The organism is Prevotella sp. P3-122 (assembly GCF_002251365.1).
In the GTDB taxonomy this organism is placed as follows: Bacteria; Bacteroidota; Bacteroidia; order Bacteroidales; family Bacteroidaceae; genus Prevotella.
Window position 1 is genome coordinate 56,138 of sequence record NZ_NPJH01000087.1, and the last position, 23,384, is coordinate 79,521.

Annotated in this window: 13 protein-coding genes and 1 tRNA gene; 11 read left to right on the plus strand and 3 right to left on the minus strand. The window is 50.8% G+C overall.

The window, feature by feature from the left end; genetic code table 11:
• Positions 1-76: 76 nt before the first annotated feature.
• Positions 77-1,678 carry a phosphoenolpyruvate carboxykinase (ATP) gene (gene pckA, locus CIL02_RS14290; protein ID WP_094402732.1) on the minus strand — a complete coding sequence of 534 codons (1,602 nt, stop codon included), beginning with the start codon at positions 1,676-1,678 and terminating at the stop codon, positions 77-79.
• Between the two features lie 607 nt (positions 1,679-2,285).
• Here pckA and upp point away from each other — a divergent pair.
• The 5 genes from upp to CIL02_RS14315 all read left to right on the plus strand — a co-directional run bounded on the left by upp (position 2,286) and on the right by CIL02_RS14315 (position 7,746).
• Entirely contained in the window at positions 2,286-2,945 is a 660-nt protein-coding gene (upp, locus tag CIL02_RS14295) for a uracil phosphoribosyltransferase (protein ID WP_094402733.1), read from the plus strand.
• A gap of 68 nt (positions 2,946-3,013) precedes the next feature.
• A complete protein-coding gene (gene argS, locus CIL02_RS14300) occupies positions 3,014-4,831 on the plus strand; it encodes an arginine--tRNA ligase (RefSeq protein ID WP_094402735.1) in 1,818 nt (605 codons plus the stop codon).
• A 21-nt stretch (positions 4,832-4,852) separates the two neighbouring features.
• Positions 4,853-5,320: an RNase H family protein gene (locus tag CIL02_RS14305; RefSeq protein WP_094402736.1), complete on the plus strand. Its 468-nt coding sequence runs from the start codon at positions 4,853-4,855 to the stop codon at positions 5,318-5,320.
• A 250-nt stretch (positions 5,321-5,570) separates the two neighbouring features.
• Entirely contained in the window at positions 5,571-6,332 is a 762-nt protein-coding gene (locus CIL02_RS14310) for a hypothetical protein (protein WP_094402738.1), read from the plus strand.
• 79 nt (positions 6,333-6,411) lie between these two features.
• The gene (locus CIL02_RS14315) at positions 6,412-7,746 is read left to right on the plus strand and encodes a toxin-antitoxin system YwqK family antitoxin (RefSeq protein ID WP_094402739.1); all 1,335 of its coding nucleotides are present in this window, start codon (positions 6,412-6,414) and stop codon (positions 7,744-7,746) included.
• 522 nt (positions 7,747-8,268) lie between these two features.
• Here the strand turns inward: CIL02_RS14315 and CIL02_RS14320 are convergent.
• Together CIL02_RS14320 and CIL02_RS14325 are read right to left on the minus strand one after the other, a co-directional pair.
• On the minus strand, positions 8,269-9,135 hold the full coding sequence (locus CIL02_RS14320) for an SGNH/GDSL hydrolase family protein (protein ID WP_240513724.1): 867 nt from the start codon (positions 9,133-9,135) through the stop codon (positions 8,269-8,271).
• Positions 9,136-9,210: 75 nt separating this feature from the next.
• Positions 9,211-9,282 (minus strand) — tRNA-Arg (locus CIL02_RS14325).
• Between the two features lie 200 nt (positions 9,283-9,482).
• On the opposite strand from CIL02_RS14325, the gene CIL02_RS14330 reads away from it, so the two are divergent.
• From CIL02_RS14330 to CIL02_RS14355, 6 genes are all read left to right on the plus strand, one after another.
• Positions 9,483-11,801 carry a heparinase II/III family protein gene (locus CIL02_RS14330; protein WP_094402741.1) on the plus strand — a complete coding sequence of 773 codons (2,319 nt, stop codon included), beginning with the start codon at positions 9,483-9,485 and terminating at the stop codon, positions 11,799-11,801.
• A gap of 111 nt (positions 11,802-11,912) precedes the next feature.
• Positions 11,913-13,079, plus strand: a complete 1,167-nt coding sequence (locus CIL02_RS14335; protein ID WP_240513725.1) for a glycoside hydrolase family 88 protein — start codon at positions 11,913-11,915, stop codon at positions 13,077-13,079.
• 232 nt (positions 13,080-13,311) lie between these two features.
• Positions 13,312-16,467 (plus strand): hypothetical protein, encoded by a 3,156-nt coding sequence (locus CIL02_RS14340; RefSeq protein ID WP_141210257.1) that lies wholly within the window; start codon positions 13,312-13,314, stop codon positions 16,465-16,467.
• A gap of 204 nt (positions 16,468-16,671) precedes the next feature.
• Positions 16,672-20,637 (plus strand): hypothetical protein, encoded by a 3,966-nt coding sequence (locus CIL02_RS14345; protein WP_141210258.1) that lies wholly within the window; start codon positions 16,672-16,674, stop codon positions 20,635-20,637.
• A gap of 96 nt (positions 20,638-20,733) precedes the next feature.
• Positions 20,734-21,972 (plus strand): DUF2264 domain-containing protein, encoded by a 1,239-nt coding sequence (locus tag CIL02_RS14350; RefSeq protein ID WP_094402781.1) that lies wholly within the window; start codon positions 20,734-20,736, stop codon positions 21,970-21,972.
• A 31-nt stretch (positions 21,973-22,003) separates the two neighbouring features.
• Positions 22,004-23,134, plus strand: a complete 1,131-nt coding sequence (locus CIL02_RS14355) for a glycoside hydrolase family 88 protein (protein ID WP_094402746.1) — start codon at positions 22,004-22,006, stop codon at positions 23,132-23,134.
• Positions 23,135-23,384 lie beyond the last annotated feature (250 nt).

The window sequence follows — 23,384 nt, forward strand, 5'->3', positions numbered from 1 at the left end:
CCTATCGATGGAACGCCTTCTTTCTTGGATGTTATCTCATGCGGCCGTGCAGGCACGACTGCTTTGAAGAAACGGATTAGAGCTGTGGACCAGCAGCAACGAGAGCCTTACCAGCCTCATTGGTGGTGTACTTGCCGAAGTTCTTGATGAAGCGTGCAGCAAGGTCCTTAGCCTTCTCTTCCCACTTGCAAGCGCAGTCGTAGGTGTCGCGTGGGTCGAGGATGTTGGTGTCAACGCCTGGCAACTCTGTAGGAACAGTGAAGTCGAACAGAGGAATCTGCTTTGTTGGAGCCTTGTCGATGTCGCCGCTCAGGATGGCGTCGATGATACCACGTGTATCCTTGATAGAGATACGCTTGCCAGTACCGTTCCAACCAGTGTTTACGAGGTAAGCCTTAGCGTTGTTGGCTTCCATCTTCTTAACCAGCTCCTCAGCATACTTTGTTGGGTGCAGCTCGAGGAATGCCTGGCCGAAGCAAGCAGAGAAGGTAGGAGTAGGCTCTGTGATGCCGCGCTCTGTACCTGCCAACTTAGCCGTGAAGCCAGAGAGGAAGTAGTACTTGGTCTGCTCTGGTGTCAGGATAGATACTGGAGGCAGTACGCCGAAGGCGTCTGCAGACAGGAAGATAACCTGCTTTGCTGCCGGAGCAGAAGAACCGGGCTGGATGTTATTGATGTGGAAGATTGGGTAAGAAACACGAGTGTTCTCAGTAACGCTCTTGTCAGCGAAGTCAATCTTACCATCAGCAGCTACAGTTACGTTCTCCAAGAGAGCGTTGCGCTTGATAGCGTTGTAGATGTCTGGCTCAGACTCCTTGTCCAAGTTGATAACCTTAGCGTAGCAACCACCTTCGAAGTTGAATACACCATTGTCATCCCATCCGTGCTCGTCATCACCGATAAGCTTACGCTTCGGGTCTGTAGAGAGGGTGGTCTTACCTGTACCAGAGAGACCGAAGAAGATAGCGGTGTTCTCACCGTTCATGTCGCAGTTTGCAGAGCAGTGCATGGAAGCGATGCCCTTCAGCGGCAGATAGTAGTTCATCATTGAGAACATACCCTTCTTCATCTCACCGCCATACCATGTGTTGATGATTACCTGCTCGCGGCTTGTGGTGTTGAAGGCTACGCAAGTCTCTGAGTTAAGACCCAGCTCCTTGTAGTTAGCAACAACAGCCTTTGAAGCGTTGTAAACAACGAAGTCTGGCTCGAAGGCCTCAAGCTCCTCAGCAGTAGGACGGATGAACATGTTTGTTACAAAGTGAGCCTGCCATGCTACCTCAACGATGAAGCGTACAGCCATACGGGTGTCCTTGTTGGCACCGCAGAAACCATCTACTACATAGAGGTTCTTGTTTGAAAGCTCGTTCTTTGCAATCTCCTTAACCTTTGCCCAAACCTCCTCAGACATTGGGTGGTTGTCGTTCTTATATTCATCAGATGTCCACCATACAGTGTCCTTTGAGTTCTCGTCCATTACGATGTACTTGTCCTTAGGAGAACGTCCGGTGTAGATACCAGTCATTACGTTGACTGCGCCAAGCTCGGTCTGCTGACCAACCTCGAAACCTTCAAGTCCTGCCTTTGTCTCCTCCTCGAACAGCTGCTCGTAAGAAGGATTGTGAGCGATTACCGTAGCGCCGGTAATGCCATACTTTGTCAAATCTAACTTTGCCATTTTCTATAAATGTATTTAAGTTGTAAATATATCCGTCGTCACAGATAGTCAGCCGCTATCTGTTTTCGGGCGCAAAGATAGCAAAAAATATAGACTTTCCCGACTTTTACAATGACAAAAATATCATTCTCTAATTCTTTTTAGGTTAAAGAACTTAAAAAACAGTCCACGCAAAAGATATTTGCCACATAGAGTTTGCAAATGTCTATTAGACAACAATCTGTTGCAATCACACATTATTATATTTAGGATGGGTTCTATTAATTCGCTTTGTCAGATTTTGTTTTTTCGAGGATAAATTGTAATTGGCTTTCGCCTTCCTCCTCCGCGTCTCGGCAATATTCAAGCAAGCTTGACATTGCGCTCGCTGCTCCATCGGTTCAGGAATAAAAAGAAAAATTCCATTTTCCTTTTATATTCCGTTCGTTTGCACTACCTTTTCATAATGTAGGCTGCATTTGGCTTAGCCGACCTCTGTCACGACTCGGCAATGTCAAGTTTGACATTGCGCTCGCTGCTCCATCGGTTCAGGAATAAAAAGAAAAATTCCATTTTCCTTTTATATTCCGTTCGTTTGCACTACCTTTGCAAACGAAAAGGCAAAAATATGGAAATCATAAACTTATCTGACACAAACAGTATTCTCGGCCAGTATCTTTCAGAGATACGTGACAAGGACTACCAGCAAAACCGGTTGCTGTTCCGCAACAACATCATGCGCATAGGAGAATACGAGGCGTTTGAAATATCAAAATCGTTGGAATACGTCCGTAAGGAGGTTACGACACCTCTGGGTACAGCTGTTGTAAACGTACCGAAGGACAAGATTCTGCTCGGAACCATCTTCCGTGCAGGTCTGCCATTCCACCAGGGCTTCCTGAACATCTTCGACCATGCCGGCAACGCTTTCGTGTCTGCTTACCGTGAATATACCAACGATGCGCATACCGAGGTGGGCATACATGTTGAATACCTTGCCACACCGAGCGTAGACGGGAAAGTGCTGATAATTGCCGACCCGATGCTCGCTACGGGCGGAAGCATGGAACTTGGCTATGAGGCTTTCCTGACAAAGGGTACGCCAAAACACATCCATGTGGCATGCGTCATCGCCACGCCAGAGGGTATTGACCATATAAAGAATACTTTCCCTGCCGAGAAGACCACCATCTGGTGTGCCGCCATCGACCCGGGGCTGAACGAGCACAAGTATATAGTGCCGGGATTTGGCGATGCCGGAGACCTATGCTATGGAGGCAAGATTTAACAACAGAGAGGTTGAAGCCTACAGAATTAAGAAACAGTTTTTATTGATAACACAAATTACAGAAAGAGATGAACATAGAAAATCAGATATGCAGCTCAGTGATAGCTGCCATTAAGGAACTATACGGACAGGATGTACCGGGAAATATGGTACAGCTGCAGAAGACAAAGAGTACTTTCGAGGGCAACCTCACACTTGTGGTATTTCCATTCCTGAAGATATCAAGGAAGAAACCGGAAGACACAGCACAGGAGATTGGCGAATATCTTGCAGCTAACTGCAAGGCCGTCAGCTCGTTCAATGTTGTGAAAGGTTTCCTGAACCTCGTCGTGGCCCCTGCCGCATGGGTAGGACTGCTCAACGACATCCATGCCGACGGGAAGTTCGGAGAGAAGACCGCTGACGAGAACTCGCCACTGGTGATGATAGAATACTCCTCACCAAACACCAACAAGCCATTGCACCTCGGACATGTGCGCAACAACCTCCTTGGTTGGAGCCTTGCCAAGATTATGGAGGCCAACGGCAATAAGGTTGTGAAGACAAACATCGTCAACGACCGTGGTATTCACATCTGCAAGTCGATGCTCGCATGGCTGAAATGGGGCAACGGCGAGACTCCAGAGACATCAGGCAAGAAGGGCGACCACCTGATAGGCGACTACTACGTGGCCTTCGACAAGCACTACCGCGAGGAGATAGCCCAGCTCAAGACACAGTACATGGCAGAGGGCATGGATGACGAGGCCGCCACAGAGAAGGCCAAGGCTGAGGCTCCGCTTATCAAGGAAGCTCATGAGATGCTTGTGAAATGGGAACACAACGACCCGGAGGTACGTGCCCTTTGGCAAAAGATGAACAACTGGGTATATGCCGGTTTCGACGAGACATACAAGACTCTGGGCGTGAGCTTCGACAAGATTTACTACGAGTCAGACACATATCTTGAGGGTAAGGCCAAGGTAGAGGAAGGTCTCAGCAAGGGCCTCTTCTTCCGCAAGGACGACAACAGCGTATGGGCAGACCTCACCGACGAGGGACTTGACCAGAAGTTGCTTCTGCGCTCCGATGGCACCAGCGTATATATGACTCAGGACATCGGTACCGCCAACATGCGTTTCCGTGACTTCCCTATCGATAAGATGATATACGTTGTAGGCAACGAGCAGAACTACCACTTCCAGGTGCTGTCGATACTGCTCGACCGCCTCGGCTTCAAGTGGGGCAAGGAGCTGGTACACTTCTCCTATGGAATGGTAGAGTTGCCAAACGGTAAGATGAAGAGCCGCGAGGGAACGGTTGTTGATGCTGACGACCTCGTAGCGACAATGATTGAGGACGCACGCAAGACATCCGATGAGCTGGGTAAGTTCGACGACATGACTGAGGAGGAAAAGCAGGAGATAGCACGAGTGGTTGGCCTGGGAGCACTCAAGTACTTCATCCTCAAGGTAGACGCGCGCAAGAACATGCTCTTCAACCCAGAGGAGTCTATCGACTTCAACGGAAACACCGGCCCATTCATACAGTACACCTACGCCCGCATCCGCTCCATCATGCGCAAGGCCGAGGCTCAGGGCATCACCATCCCGGCAGCACTCGCAGACGATGCTCCTCTAAACGAGAAGGAGACTGACCTCATACAGAAGCTCAACGACTTCGGAGCTGCCGTTGCTCAGGCTGGCATCGACTACAGCCCGAGTGGCATAGCCAACTACTGCTACGAGCTGACCAAGCAGTTCAACCAGTTCTACCACGACTACAGCATCCTCAATGCGGAGGACGACACACAGAAGACCGTCCGTCTTGTTCTTGCCGCCAATGTTGCCAAGATTATAAAGAATGGTATGGAGCTGCTCGGCATAGAGGTGCCCGAGAGAATGTAATCTGCCAGAGGATGAACAAGGATGGAAAAACTTATTAATCCACCAGACTATAGGCACGACACCATACTACCTCTGCACATGGAGGTCAATGCCAACGCGTGGGCTGTAGATGCCGCGTGCAGCGGCAATCCCGGCCCGATGGAATACAGGGCTATTGACTTGCAGACTGGAGCGGAGGTGTTCCACTTTGGTCCCATGCACGGCACCAACAACATCGGTGAGTTCCTTGCCATTGTTCACGCACTGGCACTGATGGAACAAAGGGGCATCAAGGACAAGGTCATATACAGCGACTCCTACAACGCCATGCTCTGGGTGAGAAACAGAAAGTGCAAGACTAAACTGGAACGCACGCCTCAGACAGAACAGCTCTACAACATAGTGGCAAGGGCAGAGAGATGGCTGCTCACCCACAGGGTGACAACACCGATAATAAAATGGGAGACAAAGCGTTGGGGAGAGGTGCCCGCCGACTTTGGCAGAAAATAGCAGACAGCAGGAACAGAACACCAATTCTGTCCCTGCTGTTTTTCTATTCTCAAACTTCAGTTATCAAAAAAAACAGAAAAAACTTGCCGGTTTAAAACAATTTAACTACTTTTGCACAAGCGAAACAAATTCACCACAACACTCAAGGCAGACAACAATGAAACTACATGCCGAAACTGCCGATAAACACACATTATTCAGCAATTTTTGAAAACTATTACATGCATTTCCATTAATAATCATTATTAAAATGAAAACGAAAATTACTCTCACGTTAGTAGCACTGCTATGCTGCTTCAACATCAACGTAAATGCTCAGGACGAGTATAGTTATGACGAGTCTTCTGAATTCAAATTTGGCATCTGTAAGCACGTGGCTGTAGGCGCAAGCTTGTCAACGCTTGGTGTGGGCTTCGAGGTGGCCACCGATATCACAAAGTTTTTTGCCCTGCGTGCCGGCGTGAATTTCATGCCTGCATTTAACCTCAAAGGCGACTTGGATGTAGACATTGATAATGTTGGAGGTAACCTTACGGAAACAACCGTTCAGGCAGAAGGCTCATTCAAGCGCACTACCGGCGAGCTTCTTATAGACTTCTACCCTCTCGGTGGCACACTGTTCCTGACAGGCGGTTTCTCCTTTGGCGGAGGACAGATTCTTAAGGTGAAGGCTCACTCCGACGAATTGGCTAACAGCAATAATGCCAGCATTATCATCGACAAGTACAATCTGCCAGTTGATGAGAACGGTGATGCCAATGGCGAGATTAGAGTAAAGAACTTCCGTCCCTATCTTGGCATAGGCTTAGGTGGCCGTGCAGTGCCCAAAGGACGTCTTTCCTTCAGAACAGAGCTTGGCGTGCAATTCCATGGTAAACCGAAGGTGACAGCAGGTGGGCAAGACCTTGTGGAAATGGCCAGAGAAGCTGGCGACGACGACATTTCCAAAGTTGTAGACAAGCTGGTTATATACCCCGTAATTAAGCTCAGACTGTGCGGAAGAATATTCTAAAAGGCAGATAAAGTCTTAGAATCTTTGTAGAAGTGAAAGGAATATCCATTTACAATCACAAACATAACTATTCAAACCAATGACAAGGACACGACTCATAGCCCTGATACTAACACTTTTCTTGGTCTCCAACAGTGTATATGCACAGTCCAAGAAGAAACGTTCAACAAAGAAGCCTGCAAAGACAGTAGTGGTAGAAACTCCTGTTGAGCCTGAAATACCTGTTCTGCCCGTTGACACGGCAGTAGTTGACTCAACCCAAGCCGACACCGTGGTCATAGAGGTACCAAAGGACCGTACCGACACCATATACTATGACAAGACCTGGCGCGTGATATCAAACAAGACATTCGCCACCTACTACAGATATGCCCTATACCCCGCTGACAGTCTGGCACCTAAGTATTTCAAGACCTTCTATCTGAACGGCGAGTTGCAGGGCGAAGGCAACTTCATCGAGCTTGGTGACAGGAACGACGCCAACAGCATCTTCGATGGCGAGATAGACTACTACTATCCCGGTGGAGCCCTGAAACGCCGCATGTTCTACAGCAATGGCAAGTCCAACGGAGAATGCACTGACTACTACGAGAACGGTAATATCAAGGAGCACATCAGCATTATTGATGGCAAGAAACATGGCATAAACTCGTCATTCACCGAGGATGGTATCGTATGCCGTCTGCAGGAATACGATAATGACAAGCCATCTGCATTCTACGTCATTGTTGACAAGGACGGAAACTACTCCAAGTATGATGCCGCTACAGAGCAGCCATTGCTTGAGGAGCCGAATGTCGACGAGAGACAGACGGAATACAAGAATGGTGTGGCATGGCCATACTATAACAAGAACGGACTTATCCTCGGTGTTAGCAACTCCAATGTACGCGACAACATCGGCAACTTCCGCGAGATAAGAGTATTCCTGGTCAACAAGAGTATGATTAATGTAGAGATAGACCCAAAGAATGTCACTGTATACTCTGTCAAGAAGGACAAGCGCACCAATTTTGAGCTTATGGAGGCCGACGAGTATGATGAAAAGGTCTACAAGAAGCAGGTGAAGAACAAGAAGCGCTCGCTCAAGAAGAAAGCTGTCGTTACCATAGAGCGTGAGGACAACGTGAGCGAGAACCTCGGAGCATCAGTCTTCGATGCCGGAACCTCCAACACACTGAAGGCATTCCAGGAACGCATCATCTCTCTGAAGACCCTCGTCAATACAAACAGGATGAAATATGCCGAGCGAGAGCACGATGACCTCGGCTATCTGGAGCGTACAACCGTTCACCCGGGCGAAATGGTGGCAGGCTTCCTGCTGACCGATGACAAGAAGGTTGACGACCTCTTCGTAGAAGTTACCATCGGTGGCATCAAGTATGTTTACGAATGGAAAACTGAGAAGAAGTAAGAAGGACTGAGGTCAAAGGGCTAAGGACTAAGGTCAAAGGGCTAAGGACTGAAGACTGAGGACTGAGGACTGAGGACTGAGAGTAAAGGTTGTGACATGATAATTTATTAGGGTGTACAGTTTGATGTGCAAAAATTGAATATCCTAATTCTGAAGTTCATGTCGGTAATTGTCGCGCTGTAAGCGCAGAAGCACATAGCCCAGGGTAGAGCGTAGCGACACCCTGGGCTATTTCATGTAGATGATTGTCGCGCTGTAAGCGCAAAAGCGTAGATAACAGCAGGATATATAACGCTTTTGCCCTTTCAGGGCGCATTGATTAGATTCCTCTAATACCCAGGGTGCCGCTACGCTCTACCCTGGGCTGTGCGCAGGTTGCCCTTTGCCTTTCCTTTCAGCCGGCGACCTTTGGTTCAGGGCGTTGTGCTACTGATTTTTGTACAACAAACTGGACGCCCTAATAATTTATCCCTATGGCTATCTAGCTCCCCTCCCTTTTGGGGAGGGGCTGGGGGTGAGGCTTTACAGTCCGCAGGGCAATGTTAGCAGCTGGTACATGAGCGTCTTGGCCATGCGCTCATGTCCCTTGTCGTTAGGGTGCAGGCGGTCGGTATCAGCATTGTTGAAATACTGTGAGTGTGCGTCAATCATTGGGAACAGTCCCGATGTGGCGTTGAGGTCCAGTACAGGTACTGCCCACACATTGGCAGCCTCTTTCACGGCATCTATATAGCTGTCGAGATACTCCCCGCAACGGTTCACGTAGTCTTCCGTACACTGCCAGTTTTTCTCGTTGGCATAGAAGCCTGCGCGGTGAATGGGTGTGAGCAGCACTATCTGCTTGGTAGGGTACATTCGCTTCAGCGAGTCGAGGGCTATATTTATGCGGCCCTTGTAGGTGTCCTTATTCATGGACGGATGGCGTCGCATCCTCTGCTCGGTTCTCTTGGCATACCTGTGGCCATACTCCACATTCTCCAGCCGTTCCTCATACCATTGTCCTATTGGCACGGCATTATTGTAGTCGTTGGTGCCCATGAATATCAGTATGGCATCGAAGTCGTCACCATGCTCTTCCTTCAGTTTGTTTGCCTGGCGTGGAATGTCGTCCCATTGTCTTCCGCTGACGGCATACACAAATGGTTTTATGCCGAGCCATTGCTCCAGTAAGTTCCAGTATTTGTTTCCCGCAGCCTTATTGTTCGGGTCGGTGATGGAGTCGCCGAAATATGCCACTCGCTTTCCCTGCCACGGATGCGTGAACGTGGTTTGCGTCTTGTCGTTCTTCTTCTGTGTCTTGGCCTGAGCCGATACTGTGGGAGCAGCAGCCAGCATACCTATTATTATATAGGTGGCAGCAGTGTGGAAAAAGTTTCTTGTAGCCATCATCTTTCTTGTTTGATGTTAGTAGTCTGTAAGTAGATGAAAATGATGTTAGGATAGTGTGAATAAGGCTTGTATGCGTGGTCTCACCGAGAATCGAACTCGGATCTAATCTTTAGGAGAGACTTGTTCTATCCATTGAACTATGAGACCCCAACAATAAAGCGGTTGCGAAATTAATCATTTTTTACGAGATGACAAAGAAAAAAGGCAAAAAGTTACACGAACACGCTATTTTCGCCTTTTCCTTGCCTTCTGTTTTGTGTATTATCGGTTGTATATCCGTATTTATAATAGTTACCACCGAGACTAAATTATATAACACTGATGAAACCCACCATACGGCAAACATTATGAGAGCATTTATTACATTAGCATTCGCAGCTCTGCCGTTTTCGGCTGTACAGGCTGACGACGGCCTTGAGAAGTACCTGGAACCATACATGCAGTTAGTGGCCGAGAACCCTTGCTGGCTCTCGTCACGCCTTCAGATGTACTGGTCGACTAATGCCACCGATGTATTCATCATGGGTGAGAGTTTCGACCATCCTGGCGGCGAGCGGGCACCACACCCTACCGTGAAGTTCAACGGCACCCGAAGCAATGCCTCGCAGTATAACAGGCCCAAGCTTGAGGATATCATCCCATACGACGATACTCCGCAGGGTGAGGTAACATTCATTAGCCGCGCAACGGGAGTGATGGAGAGAACGCACCCGTCAAAAACCGGATGCAACATCGACGGAGTAAACAGGCAGATACTCGGACTGGCGTCTGATGCGGCAAGAGCGTATGTGCAAACGGGAAAGAAGGAGTATGCCGACATGGCGCGTGGGGTTTTCGACGTGTTTATGAGGGGCATCTACTACCGCAACGCACCCACCGACCTCAACCATGGCCATCAGCAGACCCTTGTGGGCATGTGTACGTTCGAGGTCATTCACGAGGATGCGCTGGTGAAGTGCTGCGAGATATACCAGTACCTGAAGTCCGCACTGCACGAGGACAGCTGCGCGCTCTATGATGCTGCACTGAAGAAATGGGCCGACCTGGAGATTGCCAACGGTGTGCCGCACAACAACTGGAACATGTTCCAGGCAGAGTACATCACAGACATAGCCCTGGTGCTTAAGGACAATAGCTCATACAGCGACGGCAAGGGACGGCAATACTACCTTGACAAGGTTATGAACGCCACGGACATAAGGCAATGGGGCATGCGCAAGCTCTGCGACTTCGGCTTCGATGCCGATGCCCACATATGGTACGAGTCTCCGGGCTACAGCACTACCGTGATGGCCGACCTTGGCAAGTTCGCCAACAAGCTACACCTGGAGGCCGGCATCGACATGTTTGCCGAGATACCCGAGATAGCACGCTCCATAAAGAACCTACCGCAGTATCTCATGCCCAACCGCATGATATGCGGCTTCGGCGACACACATCCCAACTACCTGAACACAAAGGGTATGGAACAGCTTCTTGCCTATAGCAAGCGACGTTCCGACAATGCCACCCAGGATGAGATTGCAAGGCTGATGGAGGCCGTGGGCAAGGATGCTCCGGCAGAGACCGTCGAGCGGTATGTGTCACCGAGCTTCTATTCCGAAAAGGTGTCATGGCTCATACAGCGCAGCGGCATGGACAGCCGTCACGACCTGGCAATATCGCTCAACGGAAGCATTGGAAACCACATGCATGCCAACGGCATCTCGATGGAGCTGTACGGCAAGGGATATGTGCTCGGTCCTGACGCTGGCATCGGACGCAGTCTGTACAGCGGACTGGACTACCAGGAATACTACAGCCAGTTCCCTGCACACAACACGGTGTGCGTAGACGGAATATCCAGCTATCCGGTGATGATGTCGAGCCATGCCTTCAAGCTCATAGACCGCTTCCCGGCCGACAACTCCCTCACCCTCGCCAGCAGCAAGGGAGACACGCACTCGACGGTGGAGTTCCTGGAACCGGAGACCAACAGCAGGCAAGTGCGCACCAACGGCATCGTGAAGACAAGCAGCAAGGGTGGCTACTACATAGACATCTTCCGCAGCAGGAGAAACGAGGGCGGAGACAAGTTCCACGACTATTTCTACCACAACCTCGGACAGCAGATGACGCTCACGGCTGACAGCGGCGAGGACATCGGCCTTCAGCCTACCGACGAGCTGGCCTTTGCCGGGGGACACCTGTACGCCTACTCATATATATATAATAAGGTGGGAACGGAGACCGACAAGAACCTGAAGACCACGTTCACCATCAACATGCCCGACGGCAACGACATACACATGACAATGTGGATGAAGGGTGAGAGGGGACGCGAGATATTCAAGGCATTGTCGCCCGTAAACCTCGGATATGAGCGTATGCCAAACCAGCCATACAAGATAGATGAGCAGCCGGTTCTGACCTTCGTGGCACGGCAGCACGGCGAGGCATGGACAAAGCCGTTCGTAGCCGTCTACGAGCCATCGGCCAATGACGAGCCGTCGGAGATAGAGTCTGTAAGCTACTTTCAGCCAAAGAGCAAGGATCCTGACGCCATAGGTATATGCGTACGGCTGAAGAGTGGAGCCACGCACTACATATTCTCAAGCGCCAACGGCAGTGAGATGAGATATGAGGGCATGAGGGCCAAGGGATGGCTTCAAGTGATAAAAAAATAAAAAAATCAGCTGCCTGTTAGGTACTTTTCGCATAACTAACGTATTTATCAGCAATAAGAGTATAGTTTTATGATATTTAGGTTAATTAGTACAGTTAGTATTATTTTGGTCATGTCCACAAACTGGACAGTAAGCGCAAAGGAAGAGTTCTCTGTTGATAGGGAGCTCTCCTATTGCCGCTCGCAAGTGAAAAAAGCTCTTAAGGAACTTCGTCCATACAACTTCAATATGCAGCCGCGCAACATACTGCAGGGAGACAAGCAGAAAGGGTGGAACCTGCGCGAGGCAAAGGCAGAGGAATGGTGCTCGGGCTTCTGGCCGGGAATATTGTGGATGACGTACAGCATCGACAAAGACCCGGAGATACTGAAGGCCGCCAAGGGATATACGCAGTCTCTACGCGACCTGGCATACCGTCCCGCCTACGACCACGACCTGGGCTTCCTGATGTTCTGCTCCTACGGCAAGGGCTACGAGGTTACCCACGATGCCACCTACCGCGACATCATCAACGCCACCTCCGATACGCTGGCCACGCTGTTCAATCCCCTCGTAGGCACTATCCTCAGCTGGCCCCGTGAGGTGGAGCCAAACAACTGGCCTCACAACACCATCATGGACAACATGATAAATCTCGACATGATGTTCTGGTCGGCTGCCAATGGTGGCAACAGACTGCTCTACGACATGGCCGTGACACATGCCAAGACTACCATGCTCAACCATTTCCGTCCCGACGGCTCGTGCTATCACGTTGCCGTCTACGACACTCTCTCGGGCAACTTCATCAAGGGGGTCACCCATCAGGGATATGCCGACTGGTCGATGTGGGCACGCGGACAGAGCTGGGCCATATATGGCTACACCATGGTGTACCGCTGGACACGCATGCCCGTATTTCTCGACTTTGCCAGGAAGGTTACTGACGTCTACCTGCGCAGGCTCCATGACACCAGCGACGACATGGTACCAAAATGGGATATGGACGATCCTCGGGGCAAGGATGCTCCCAAGGACGCCTCTGCCGCCTGCGTTGTTGCCTCTGCCCTGCTTGAGCTCTCGGAATATGTCGGAGGCTCTCAGGGTGAATACTACCGCCAGCAGGCCATCAGCATGCTGGAATGTCTCAGCACGGACAAATACCAGAGCCGCGACCGAAATGTGGCATTCCTCATGCACAGCACAGGACACCATCCTGCCGGCTCCGAGATAGACGCAAGCATCATCTATGCCGACTACTATTACCTTGAGGCTCTACTGAGACTGGCAAGGAAGTAGACGCTCAAAAATAGCAATAGGCAATTATTTCTCCCCAGCCATACCTTAATAAGAGGATGGTTGGGGAGTTTTTTTTGTTTTTTGGGCTGTTTTAATGATAATTCCCCGCATTTTGACGATTTGTATCCTTGCCATATCGAATTAAATTGCTATCTTTGCAACCGAAGCCTTGCCAATATTTGCTACTATATCAATTTTAAATATCAATATTACTAATTAACTTATCAAAAGCATGAAAAAAGTACTACTAATGTCTCTTGCGATGTTTTTAGGCGTTAGTGCCTACGCGCAAGAAGAAGATGTAACGCATCTTATTAAAAATGCTGGTTTTGATAGCGGTTTAACATTTACCGATGAAGGAAAACCAGTCAACGAGACCACAGCTACCGGTGCTACTTCTGAACGTTCACGTTTCGTCAAGTCTACCGACGGCAGTATCTATGCTGTTCCAACTGACGGCAAGGGAAATAACATCGTAGGTGACCTATCATGGTATGGCTTCCTCGGCAATATAGAAGGATGGGAAGTACCAGCAGAATATGCAACGGAAACTCCTGAGTGGAAGTATTTCGGTGCTCTGCCCTATTCATTAAAGACAGACTATCTCGGTGTCGGTGACGGTAAGCCAGCTGGTGCCATCAATGCTCCAGAATCAAAGCCAGGGGGAAATGACACTGACGACAACACAGGTTTCCTCTATCTGCGTGCAGGATGGGGAGGTGCATGTGCATACAAGCAGGTAGTAAACCTGCCTTGCGCACAGTATCGTCTTGAGTATTGGACTATCAACACCAATGCCAAATCTACCGCCGAGGCTACCAACCTCTCAGAGGTTGTTTGCCGCAAGGATGTTTTCAAAGATACAGAGGGCTTGTCTTCTACAACATGGACAAAGCACGAGATTGAGTTCACGCCCGTTGACGAGTTCTCTATCCAGTTCGGCTACAAGTCTGCCGGCTCCAACTCAAACTCCAATCCTTGGCTTATCATCGACGGTATCAAGCTGTATAAGATTGGAGAGGCTACAGAGGAGGAAATCATTGCGTCTGACCTCAGTAGTCTTGAGGCAGAAATGTACGAGCTGATGGAAAGCGCTGGTGAGTATGGAGGCTTAACAGAGGAAATCAACGACGCTATCGTTGAGATAGACGATTGTATTGGCAGTGGTGACCTTGCTACCATGAAGGAAGGTTACGAGAAATACAATGCCTTGAAGGAGCAGATTGCTGCTGTTGTGGAGTCACTCCCTGCAACAATTGCCTTCTACAACAAGGCTGAGGCAGCTCTCGCCTTGGGTTATCCTGGCGCAAGCGCTCTGCAAGAGATTCTTGCCAAGTGGGATAATATTATCAACAGCGGCTACTCTGCCGCTATAGCAGCATACGCAGAGGAACTGAACCAGGCCTACCGCGATTACATGTTCAGCCAGGAGGCTTCTGAGGCCAGTCCTGCTGACTATACATTCCTTATTGCCAACCCATTGTTCGTTACCGCAGGCAACGAGCCAACCATCGAAGGCAGCACCTTCACATATCCTAACCAGGATACATACGAACTGGGTAAAGCTCCTGCTGACGCTACTTCTGAGGGTTGGTACAAGGCTGGTACAAATACCGGCGGCGACCAGCGTCTGAACTATGCTCAGTACCGTATATGCTGGAACGCATGGGCAAGTAATGCTGACGGAAAGACTCTTGCTGTTGCCACAGACCTTGAGAACCTGCCTAACGGTTACTATAAGGTTGCCGGCGACCTCATCACACAGACAGGCTTCGTTACCGACCAGCACGTATTCGGCACAAGCGCATTGCAGTCTGCCAACTCTGCACCTCTGACAGATGCTCTGTGGAGCGATGATGGCTATGGCACTTGGACAACACTCACCACAGAGAAGGTTCTCGTACACGACGGTAAGCTCACCATCGGTGCTTCCGGCACAATGGCCAACGCTAACCAGTCTGGCTGGTTCTGCGCAACCAACTTCAAGCTCTACTTCGTAGGCAAGGCTACCGACCAGGAGATTGCCGATGCTCTTGCCGCTAAGGTTGCTCACGCTCAGAAGCTTGCTGCCGCCATGCACTTCGCTGCTGACAAGGCTCAGGTTCTCGACAGCATCAGCGCATACACTGCTTCCGGCGACGTTGCCGTACTGAATGGCGGTATCGCTCTTGCAGAGACTTCTGAGGCTAAGTACGAGGAGGTTAATGCCGAGGGCAAGACCATTCCTACCGTTGCCCAGGGTCTGGCAGACAACATCTACGGCGAGGCTACCGAGTTTGTTAAGTACGCTTACGGTGCTGTTCAGGATTACTTCACTTCTGACGAGGCTACATATACTGCAGTTGACGCCATATTAGCTCAGCTCAAGGCTTATGTTAATAATTACGCTCCTGTATACAACTCTGCGTACGAGACTTACACAACCCTGACTTCTGCTACTGCCAAGGCTGCCCTTGAGGCAACATTCGCAAACCACAAGGCTCTGCTCACAGCTAAGCTCGAGACCGAGGCCACTGTAGCAAGCGCTGTTAGCGAACTGACAGCAGCCGTTGCCACAGCACAGGCTCAGGAGAAGTACGAGAACAATCCTAACGCTTCCGACTACACTGCCTTCATCATCAACGCTCAGTCTGCATCTACCGATGGCTGGACTGTTGTCAAGGGCGACGGTGACGGTCCTGTAAAGAAAGGTCAGTACTTCACAGGTGATGATTCACGCACTTACTTCGACACATGGAACGGTACAGCAGGCAAGAACAACTTCTACATGGAGCAGGTAATCGAAGGTCTGCCTAACGGTACATATACTCTCGGTGCCAACGTACGTACATCTGGTCTGGGTGCTTGTCTCTTCGGTGCTGTAGGCCCAGAGGCTGCTGACACCACATGGATGGAGATTCCTTTGCAGACTTACACTTACCAGGATCCTGCTTCTGGTGATTATGTTACAGAGAATGCTCTCGACAAGTGGGGACAGATATGGGAAGATGCCAAGAAGCAGCTCGAGACAGATACACAGAACGCTTATCTCGCTTCTATCACCAATGCAAACGCCACTAACGGTTATGGATGGATGCACCTCGATGTTCCAAACATCGAAGTTGTTGACCACACTCTCACCATCGGTCTGACTTCTGACTCTACCAAGACAGGCAAGCCTACTACTGTTACATGGTACTCAGCTACCGACTTCACCCTCACCCTGACCAAGCTTGGCAACAACGAGGGATGGAACGGTCCTATCACTGGCATCACAGAGATTAAGAACGAGGCCCTCAAGGCTGACGCCATCTACAACATCAACGGACAGCGCGTTGCCAACACTGGCAGCAAGGGTCTGTACATCGTTGTACGCAACGGCAAGGCCGTAAAGGTTGCTACAAAGTAAATACTGCCATCCCGTAACGGGACAACAGAAATGACTATAGGAACTCTCTTCTCCAGCTTGTGGGGAAGAGAGTTTTTTTTAGCTTTTCACTTGCCTATTTGGGCAACAAGTAGTATATTTGCAAAATAAAACCAACAATACTGTCGGCAAATCTGGCAAGTATTATCAACTATTCCAATATATACTGACTAAACTTACATACTGATGAAACAAATACTGTTACTCGCCTCTTTGGCTTTTCCAGCCTGCATGACGGCACAAACCGATGTTACTACTGACTATGTGAAGAATGCATCCTTCGAGGCTGATGACATCAGCACTCTCAGCGCAGTGAACAACTCCGCCGACGGTCTCCGTGGCTACACTCTGGCATCGCCCGCCAGCTGGACTGTCAGCGGTACCGGCGTGACCCAGCTGCTTGTCACCGCTGACTGCTACACGGACAACAACTTCGGAAAGGTTACCACCCTTGCCGACGGCACACAGGCTTACTACCTGCGTATGGGCTGGTCTACCGGCTCCACCACTCTGCAGCAGACACTTGGCGAGCTGCCCAAAGGCAAGTACAAGCTCTATGCCGACGTGCGCTCGGCCTATGCCAACTCCGCAACGTCCTCGTTCAAGCTCTTTGCCGGCGATGCCAACATCTCCGCAGCTTTCGACCAGGGTGCCACATCATATTTCACCACAGCAAAGTGGAACACCCATGAGCTGACATTCGAGCAGGAAGTGGATGGTGACGTAAATATCGGCGTAACAGTTGACTGGCTATCCGGAGGCAGCTGCATCATGGTCGACAACATAAGGCTCGTACGCATGCCCGATGACTATGTTGAGCCAGGAGACCCAACGGAAGACGAGATACAGAGCGTCACCGAGGGCATCATCAATGGTGACTTCGTTGACGAGGCTACCATGCAGGGCGACCTGCTGCAGATGCTCGCCAACTTCGCCACATATCTAAAGAACGACTTCCAGCAGGCACAGGCACCAAACAGTGTCGGAGAGGTGTGCGGATGCTTCAAGAGCAACTCCACCATGCAGAACAACGAAGACGGCGTGCGCTCGAATGCCGACCTGTCTATGATATGCGCCTTCCTCGCCAAGTATGGCAAGGACAAGGTGACGCTGCCTGCCAACGTCACATGGGATGACATCGAGGATATGGCCATGAAGTCGCTTGTCTTCGCTTATTCCACACATAAGGCAAACAAATTGAAGGTGTGCTCGGGCAACACCTATTGGGGCTCTACCTCTACCTCTGACCACGTTTGGGAAAGCTCACTGTGGGCAATGTCTGTTGCCTACTCCGCCTTCTTCCAATGGAACAAACTGACCGATGCACAGAAAGGATATGTCAAGGCACTGCTCAAGGCAGAGTGCAACTACGAGCTCTACCGCTCCATTCCTACAGGCTATGCCGGCGACACCAAGGCAGAGGAGAACGGATGGGAGGCTGACGTGCTTGCCGCCACTCTGGGACTCTTCCCCGATGACGAGCTTGCACCAAAGTGGTTCGCACGCCTTCGTGAGTTTGCCATCAACAGCTACTCCCACAAGGACGATGCCAACAACAACACCGTCATCGACCCCGACTACGACAACACAACAGTGGCTCAGCTCTACAAGGGACAGAACCTGTACGATGACTATACCCTACAGAACCATAGCTACTTCCATACATCTTATCAGAACGTGGTCATTCAGGAGCTTGGCGAGGCCGCGCTCGCACTGAAGCTCTTCCAGACTGCTCTCTACGGAGAAGAGAAATGGAAGACCAACGCACTGATGCACAACAACGACAAGGTGCAGAAGGAGGTGCTCAACTGGCTTGCGCTGGCCGACGGTGAGCTGGCCATGCCTAACGGCAACGACTGGAGCCTCTTCCTCTACGACCAGATTACCTCTTACTCTACCAATGCCTGCTTCCTGCGCGATGCAGACGCACTGATGCTTGAGAACCTGGCATACAAGATGATCAAGGCACGACAGACTACCACGGAGGATGGCTCGTGGCTGCTGCGCTCTGATATCGGAGCACGCCGCATGGGTGTCGAGGCTCACCGCGTCATGATGTCCTACCTCATGCACCTCGTTGCCTCTACCGCCGACATGCAGCCTACCGACTTCGAGACATTCCGCGCAAGACACTCCGAGGCCAAGCACATCAAGGAACAGAACATCGTGAGGGCATATACCAAGGACCGATTCACAACCTTCTCATGGGCACCGGGCATCAGCAGCTACACTGGCTACATTGCCGCCAACTCTGTTGACAAGAACAAGATTGTCGTGCCGTTCAAGCAGAACAACACCGGAAACTTCCTCGGCTTCTATACCGTCAGCGGCAAAGGCACCAACGCTACTCCCGTTGTCAACGGCATCTACCAGTTCGATGGCAACGCATGGGTGATGAATGGTGAGCTGAATACCAACGACGCCACTCTCAACAACCGCTTTGTCATCTACTCCACTCCAGGCAACGCTGTAATCTATCTCGACAACGTGACGGCTCTTGCCGACGGTACCATAACAAAGGAGCAGGGCGGACTGACTGCCATATCGGTAGACGAGCTGACAAAGACTCAGCGCACTCTCTACTATGAAGATACTCACAAGCTTTCGGATGGCTCGCAGCTGCTGACCTTCACCTCTCCATGGGTGAATATCGACAACGCACTCGGCATCGTGGCACACAATGGCGACAAGGGCATGGCATTCGGTGACAAGGCTAACAACAACTCCGTGATGACGGCCAAGCTCTATCCTGCCTACTCCACATCAAGCAGGGCGTTCACAGCTGGCTCTACCGTAGACCGCCGCAACATCGTCTACTACAGCAACATCAGCGCAGACGAGACCAAGCGCATGAGCGACGAGCTGATTACGCTCACCGACAAGCTGCCGCAGGGATGGAACGGTGCTATCGCCGCTGACCCTGACGGCACACGCTATACCATCATCTCAAACTTCAACAGCGACGAGAAGGCGACCTTCGAGCTGCCTACGACTATTCTCGGATATCCTGTCCTCAGCGTACCGACGACATTTGGAAAGGTGACTGTGGCAATAGAGCAAAACAACTCTTCGGCAAGTGTATCAAGGATATTCGTTGACGACCCATCATTGACAACGGTTCTCGACAAGGACGATGCCAACGTGGCATACCTTCAGGCAACAGCCGACTGCGACTGCGAGTACACCGTAAGGGCTATCACTGAGAAGGGCATCGTGGAGAAGACTTTCAAGACTACTGGTTGTGTAAAGGTAACTATCAGCGGAGGCGACCTTCTGGTGGAAGGGAGCACGTTTCCCGTTGATAATGAAGAAAATCTCACGGAAGGATATACGGACATTACGGAAGACAAGGTGCAGAACCCAAGCTTCGAGGAAGACGAGACCTACGGACAAGTAAGTTCCAACATCACGGCAAGCGGTGTCACATACGCCACATGCTACACCAACAGCGTATCGGCCTCTAATGCCAAGTGGCCAAACGTGCTGCCTGTGGCAGGATGGACTCCCGGCTCTACGCTCTCTGGAGGCAGCAACTATTGCCGCATGTACTCCATGCCCTATAGCTCGACGATGTTCTGCGTAAGTCCGAGCAGCGTGGGAAACTATGCCGCAAAGACGTCGCACATGATAGCTGACGACAACTGTGGAGCCCGCACGCTCACCGTCCTCAACTCCTGGGACATGGGCAACAACGCCATCACTCAGTCTGTATCGCTTCCTGCCGGCACCTACCGCCTGCTATTGGACATGAAGTACGAGTGTGCCAACGAGACGTCCAATGACGGCAAGAAGGTGACAACGGCTAATAACACCAATACCTCGCTTACCGGCGTGGCATACAACGGTATCACCGACTACCGCTACCCGTCAGCACGCAGCCAGTGGGAAGTAATGGTCTACGACTTCACGCTCGACAGCCCTACTGACATCGTACTTTCTCTTGGCTACGGCTGTTCTGCCAGCCAAGGTGCTGCCAACAACACCTTATTATATATAGACAACCTGCGCCTGTTGCAGAAGACAACAACTGGCATCACTAACGTCAGCAACGATGCCAACGCCAACAAGCTCTATAACCTTGCAGGACAGCAGGTCGGCAACTCCTACAAGGGTGTTGTAGTAAGCAAGGGAAAGAAAGCTATAGTAAAATAAATTTCCTATCTTTGCAAAAACTTAAAATTCTCACTATTAATTATCAACAAATTCCTAAGAGACATGACCCTTAAACTTATCAAATCACTCGTAGTGATGCTTGTGTTGCTCACGCCTGCATCGGCGGTGGCAGCCAAGAAGAAACAGAAACAACAGACGGACCGTGAGTACTGGTGCGAGCAGGCCTACAAGATGGCGCAGCCAGTGCTGGAGAACATGGCAAAGGGCGAGTTGCAGAAGAACATGCAGCTTGAGGTATCGCCCAACTGGGACGGACGCAGCAAGAAGGTTGCCTACATGGAGTGCTTCGGCAGGCTCATGGCAGGCATCGCACCATGGCTGACCCTGCCTGACGATGACACCGCAGAGGGAGCACAGCGCAAGCAGCTCAGGGAGTGGGCATTGGCAAGCTACAAGAATGCCGTTGACCCAAACAATCCCGACTACCTCGCATGGAGAGGACACGGACAGGCACTCGTAGATGCCGCATACGTGGCCGAGAGTTTTCTCAGGGCATACACCACGCTGTGGGAGCCACTCGACGATACTACCAAGAAACGCTACTTCGAGGAGTTCACACAACTGCGACGCGTAGACCCTCCCTACACCAACTGGTTCCTGTTCTCAAGCATCATCGAGAGCTTCCTCGCCAAGGCAGGAGCTGAATACGATGAGTTCCGTGTTAACACGGCTTGCCGCAAGACCGAGGAATGGTATGTTGGTGACGGATGGTATGCCGACGGCCCCGTATTCGCCTTCGACTACTATTCCAGCTACGTCTTCCACCCCATGTACCTTGAGACCCTGCAGGCAATGGTTGACGCAAAGGCCAACACACGCCTCGACTACAAGAAATACTACGACCGCGAGCTGAAGAGGGCACAGAAGTTCTCCATCATCCTTGAGCGCTTCATCTCTCCCGAAGGCACTTACCCTGTCTTCGGACGCTCCACACCCTACCGCCTGGCAGCCATGCAGCCATTGGCTCTCATGGCATGGTACCAGAAGTTGCCTGCCGACATCAGCAACGGACAGGTAAGGGCGGCACTGACAAAGGTCATGCACCGCATGTTCGACCAGCAGAACAACTATAACGAGGGCGGCTTCCTCACCATAGGCTTCTGCGGTTCACAGAAGAACATTGCCGACTGGTACACCAACAACGGCTCACTCTACATGACCTCCCTCGCATTCATGCCTCTCGGCCTTCCCGCCGACTCTCCTTTCTGGACTGACGAGGCACAGCCATGGACACAGGTAAAGGCATGGGGCGGTCAGCCATTCCCCAAAGACCACCGATGGGCAGACGACATACAGACAAAGGATAAATGGTAATTATTCCTCAAACACTAAAAAAATTCCAACAATGAAAAGAACACTTATCATAGCCTTGGCATTCCTCGGTATGCAGTCAGCATCAGCCAAGGACTGGACAGTCACCGAGGTGAAGACCATTATCACGAAGGTCAACGACACATGGCAGCAGAACCATCCAAAGCAGGAACGCTCCTTCTGGGACCCTGCTGTATACCACACGGGAAACATGGAGGCTGCAAAGTACATGAACAACCGCAAATGGTACCGGTATTCATACGACTGGGCTGAGCAGAACCTCTGGCAGGGAGCACGCGAGACCGACAACACCAAGTGGAAATACAAAACCTACGGTGAGGGACATCAGTTCGTTCTCTTCGGCGACTGGCAGATATGCTTCCAGACATACATAGACCTCTACAACTCACCGCTCGCACCATCCGACAAGGAGTTCATGGTTAAGAGAGCCAAGGAGGTTATGGGCTTCGAGGCATACAGCGATGCCTCCGACTACTGGTGGTGGGCAGACGCCCTGTACATGGTAATGCCTGTGATGACAAAGATGTACAAGCTCACCGGCGACAAGCAGTATCTTACCAAGATGCACGACAACTGGCTATATGCCAACAGCATCATGTACGACAAGAAGACTGGACTATACTTCCGCGACGGCAAATACGTCTTCCCCAAGCACACCACGGCAGCAGGCAAGAAGGACTTCTGGGCACGTGGCGACGGATGGGTAGTGGCAGCTTTCGCAAAGATACTCCAGGACCTGCCAAAGGATGATGCCAACCGCAAGGAGTACATCAAGTACTACAAGAAGATTGTCAAGGGCGTAGCAGCATGCCAGCAGGCAGAAGGCTACTGGACACGCTCCATGATGGACGCGGAGCAGGCACCAGGCAGGGAGACCAGCGGTACGGCTCTCTTCGCATACGGCATACAGTGGGGCATCAACAACGGCATACTGTCGAAGAAATACCAGAAGGTTGTCGACAAGGCATGGGAATACCTTGCCACGATAGCTCTTCAGCCTGACGGAACAGTGGGATACGTACAGCCCATTGGCGAGAAGGCCATCCCGGGACAGGTCGTTAACCAGAAGAGCGTCACCAACTTCGGTACAGGCGCGTTCCTGCTCGCTGCATGCGAGTACGCAAGGCATCTCGAAAAGAAATAATCCTTACCGTAAGGGATATTCTGCTGCTTGCAGACCAAATCTGTGTAATCTGTGTAATCTGTGGACTTATTACTTACCCTCTTTCTTGTCCCACGGATTTCACAGATTTCACAGATTTTGTCTGTATGGCCCCTGTCCTGACAATCCGTGTCATCCGTGGTTTTTTCCCTTATCCTCTGTTCTTGTCACACGGATTTCACGGATTTCACAGATTTTATCTGTAAGGCCCCTGTCCTGACTATCCGTGTCA

What these genes read in the sequence shown, in the direction of transcription:
- upp (WP_094402733.1), top strand. Translation starts at nt 2,286, where the DNA reads ATGGAAATCATAAACTTATCTGACACAAACAGTATTCTCGGCCAGTAT.
- CIL02_RS14355 (WP_094402746.1), top strand. Translation starts at nt 22,004, where the DNA reads ATGAAAAGAACACTTATCATAGCCTTGGCATTCCTCGGTATGCAGTCA.
- CIL02_RS14330 (WP_094402741.1), top strand. Translation starts at nt 9,483, where the DNA reads ATGAGAGCATTTATTACATTAGCATTCGCAGCTCTGCCGTTTTCGGCT.
- CIL02_RS14315 (WP_094402739.1), top strand. Translation starts at nt 6,412, where the DNA reads ATGACAAGGACACGACTCATAGCCCTGATACTAACACTTTTCTTGGTC.
- CIL02_RS14305 (WP_094402736.1), top strand. Translation starts at nt 4,853, where the DNA reads ATGGAAAAACTTATTAATCCACCAGACTATAGGCACGACACCATACTA.
- CIL02_RS14310 (WP_094402738.1), top strand. Translation starts at nt 5,571, where the DNA reads ATGAAAACGAAAATTACTCTCACGTTAGTAGCACTGCTATGCTGCTTC.
- CIL02_RS14335 (WP_240513725.1), top strand. Translation starts at nt 11,913, where the DNA reads ATGTCCACAAACTGGACAGTAAGCGCAAAGGAAGAGTTCTCTGTTGAT.
- argS (WP_094402735.1), top strand. Translation starts at nt 3,014, where the DNA reads ATGAACATAGAAAATCAGATATGCAGCTCAGTGATAGCTGCCATTAAG.
- pckA (WP_094402732.1), bottom strand. Translation starts at nt 1,678, where the DNA reads ATGGCAAAGTTAGATTTGACAAAGTATGGCATTACCGGCGCTACGGTA.
- CIL02_RS14320 (WP_240513724.1), bottom strand. Translation starts at nt 9,135, where the DNA reads ATGATGGCTACAAGAAACTTTTTCCACACTGCTGCCACCTATATAATA.
- CIL02_RS14340 (WP_141210257.1), top strand. Translation starts at nt 13,312, where the DNA reads ATGAAAAAAGTACTACTAATGTCTCTTGCGATGTTTTTAGGCGTTAGT.
- CIL02_RS14350 (WP_094402781.1), top strand. Translation starts at nt 20,734, where the DNA reads ATGCTTGTGTTGCTCACGCCTGCATCGGCGGTGGCAGCCAAGAAGAAA.
- CIL02_RS14345 (WP_141210258.1), top strand. Translation starts at nt 16,672, where the DNA reads ATGAAACAAATACTGTTACTCGCCTCTTTGGCTTTTCCAGCCTGCATG.